The sequence below is a fragment of the Streptomyces flavochromogenes genome, assembly GCF_000717595.1.
In the GTDB taxonomy this organism is placed as follows: domain Bacteria; phylum Actinomycetota; class Actinomycetes; order Streptomycetales; family Streptomycetaceae; genus Streptomyces; species Streptomyces flavochromogenes.
On record NZ_JNZO01000077.1, the window covers coordinates 1 to 3,133 of the forward strand.

The window sequence follows — 3,133 nt, forward strand, 5'->3', positions numbered from 1 at the left end:
CTCGATCTCACCCTCCCGCGACCAGCGCACCAGGTCGCCGGTCCGGTACATCCGTGAGCCCGGAGGTCCGTACGGGTCCGCGACGAACCGCTCGGCGGTGAGTGCCGGCCGGTCGAGGTATCCCTGGGCGAGTCCCGTCCCCGCGATGTAGAGCTCGCCCTGGACGCCGGCGGGCAGCAGCCCGAGGTGGTCGTCGAGGACGTAGAGCCGGGTGTTGTCGAGGGGGCGGCCGATGGGCAGCGCGCCCTCGTAGTCGAAGGGCCGGTGGATCTCGTGCGAGGTCGCGAACGTCGTCGTCTCCGTCGGGCCGTACGCGTTGACCACGGTCAGGTGCGGGCAGGCCTCCATCACCCGGCGGACGGCCTCCGGCGGCACCACGTCACCGCCCGTCCACACCTCGCCGAGCCCCGCGAAGGCGGCCGGGTCCTCCTCCGCGACCAGCCGGAAAAGGCCCACCGTCAGCCACAGACCGGTGATCGACTCCGCCGCCAGGACCGAAGCCAGCGCCGCCGTGTCGAGCAGGCCGGGCGGGGCCACCACGAGGGTGCCGCCGGACAGCAGGGGTGCCCACAGCTCGTACGTCGTCGCGTCGAAGGCGAGAGGCGAGTGCAGCAGCACACGGCGGTGGGCGTCGCCCGTGAACCGGGTGTCGGCGGCCAGTTCGGTGATGTTCCGGTGGGTGACGGCGACGCCCTTGGGCACACCGGTCGAGCCGGAGGTGAACATCGCGTAGGCGAGCTGCTCGGGATGGACGTCGACTTCGGGGGCGGTGTCGGGCAGGTCCGGTGAGATCGCCTGAGCGATCGTCATGAAGCTTGAGCCCGCCGGGAGTTCGAGGTCCACGCGTGCGCGGTCGGTGAGGAACAGGGTCCCGCCGGACATCCGCACGATCAGCTCGATGCGGTCCGCCGGGTAGCGGGTGTCCAGGGGTACGTACACCGCGCCCGCCTTCACCACGGCGAGGATCGCCACGACGGCTTCCAGAGAGCGTTCCAGGAAGAGGATCACCCGCGACCCCGGCCGTACGCCCTCGGCGATCAGGCGGTGGGCCAGCCGGTTGGCGCGCCGGTCGAGGTCCGCGTACGTCAGCCGCTCTCCGCCGAGCGTGACGGCGACGGCGTCGGGCGTGCGGGCGACCTGCGCGGCGAACAGCTGAGGCAGCGACGCGGCGGGACGGGACCGCGCTGTGCCGTGCCAGGTGTCGAGGAGCCGGGTGCGTTCGTCGGCCGCCAGGACGTCGAGGTCTCCGATCGGGACGTCGGGTGCGCCGGCCGCCGCTTCGAGGAGCCGGACCAGGCGAGCGGTGACGGCCGAGACACTGGCCGCCTCGTAGAGGTCGGTGGCGTACTCGACGGTGATGCCGAGGCCGGCCGGGCCGCCGTCGGCCGCCCGGTGCTCCTGGAAGGTGAACGTGAGGTCGAACTTGGCGATGTCGAGTGCGGTGAACTCCGACTCGGCTCGCAGGCCCGGGAGTTGCGGCACGGGACCGGCGACGTCGGTGACCGAGAGCATGACCTGGAAGAGGGGGTGGCGGGCGGCGGAGCGCTCGGGGTTGAGGGTCTCCACGAGCCGGTCGAAGGGCACGTCCTGGTGCGCCCAGGCGGCCAGATCTGTGGCCCGCACCCGCTCCAGGAGCTCCCGGAAGGTCGGGTTGCCGCTCACGTCGGTGCGCAGCACCAGCGTGTTCACGAAGAAGCCGACCAGGTCTTCGAGGGCTTCGTCGGTCCGTCCGGCGACCGGTGAGCCGAGCGGGATGTCCGCGCCGGCGCCGGAACGCGACAGGAGGACGGCGGTGGCCGCCTGCGCCACCATGAAGAGCGTCGTGCCGTTCTCGCGGGCCAGCCGGGTGAGTGCGGTGTGCAGGTCCGCGGGGCACTGGACGGTGAGGGAGGCGCCGCGGTACGAGGCGGTGGCCGGCCTGGCCCGGTCCGCGGGCAGCGTCACCTCCTCCGGGAGCCGGTCGAGCGCCTTGCGCCAGTGGTCGAGCTGCCGCTCTTCGTCGGCGGCGAGCAGGGCCTGCTGCCAGAGGGCGTAGTCGGCGTACTGGACGGGCAGCGGCTCCCACTCGGGCGCCGCACCGTCGACGCGGGCGGTGTAGGCGGCGCCGAGGTCCCGCATGAGGGGGGTGTGTGACCAGCCGTCGGAGGCGATGTGGTGGGTCACGAGGAGCAGGACGTGCTCGTCGTCCGCGATTCGCACCAGGTCGGCGCGGACGGGCAGTTCACGGGCCAGGTCGAAGGTCGTGGCGGACAGGTCGCGCAGTACGGCGGGCAGCGCGTCGCGCGTCGCCGGGATGACCGGCAGGTCGAGGTGCGCCCCGGCGGCCGGAACGACCACCTGGTGGGGCGTGCCCTGCTCGGCGGGGAAGACCGTGCGCAGCGCCTCGTGCCGCCCGACGACATCGGCCAGGGCGAGCCGCAGCGCGTCGGCGTCGAGGACGCCGGTGAGACGGACGGCGAGGGGGATGTTGTACGTGGCCGACGCGCCCTCCATCTGGGCCAGGAACCAGAGCCTGCGCTGGGCGGCGGACAGCGGCACCCGCTCGGGCCGCTCGCCCGCCACGAGGGCCGGCCGGCGCCCCTGCCCTTCGGCACCGGGGTCGGCGAGGAACTCGGCGAATCCGGCGACGGAGGGGCAGCGGAAGAGGTCGCGTACGGACACCTGCGCCCCCAGCGTGTGCCGGATGCGGCTGACCAGCCGCGTACCGAGCAGGGAGTGTCCGCCGAGGCGGAAGAAGTCGTCGTCGATGGAGACGGCGGGCAGCCCGAGCGCGTCGGCGAAGAGCCCGCACAGCACCTCCTCGACGGGGGTGCGGCCCTGTCGGCCACCGGGCCCGGTGCCGAGCCTGGGCGCGGGCAGGGTGCGGCGGTCGAGCTTGCCGTTGGCGGTCAGGGGAAGGACGTCGAGCTCGACGAAGGCGGAGGGGACCATGTACTCGGCGAGCCGCTGCGCGCAGTGGCGCCGCAGGCCGTCGGTGTCGATCCGGGTTCCCGGCGCCGGGACGGCGTAGGCGACGAGACGCTTGTCGCCGGGCCGGTCCTCGCGGACGATCACCGCGGCCTGCGCGACCGAGTCGTGGGCCAGGAGCGCGGTCTCGATCTCGCCGAGCTCGATGCGGAAACCGCGCAGCTTC

The 3,133-nt window shown here is 73.4% G+C and carries 1 protein-coding gene; it reads right to left on the reverse strand.

Annotation, left to right across the window (positions count from 1 at the left end; genetic code table 11):
• Window positions 1-3,133 (reverse strand): non-ribosomal peptide synthetase (locus tag IF00_RS0140260; protein ID WP_030327072.1); only part of this gene is annotated, 3,133 nt, incomplete at both ends.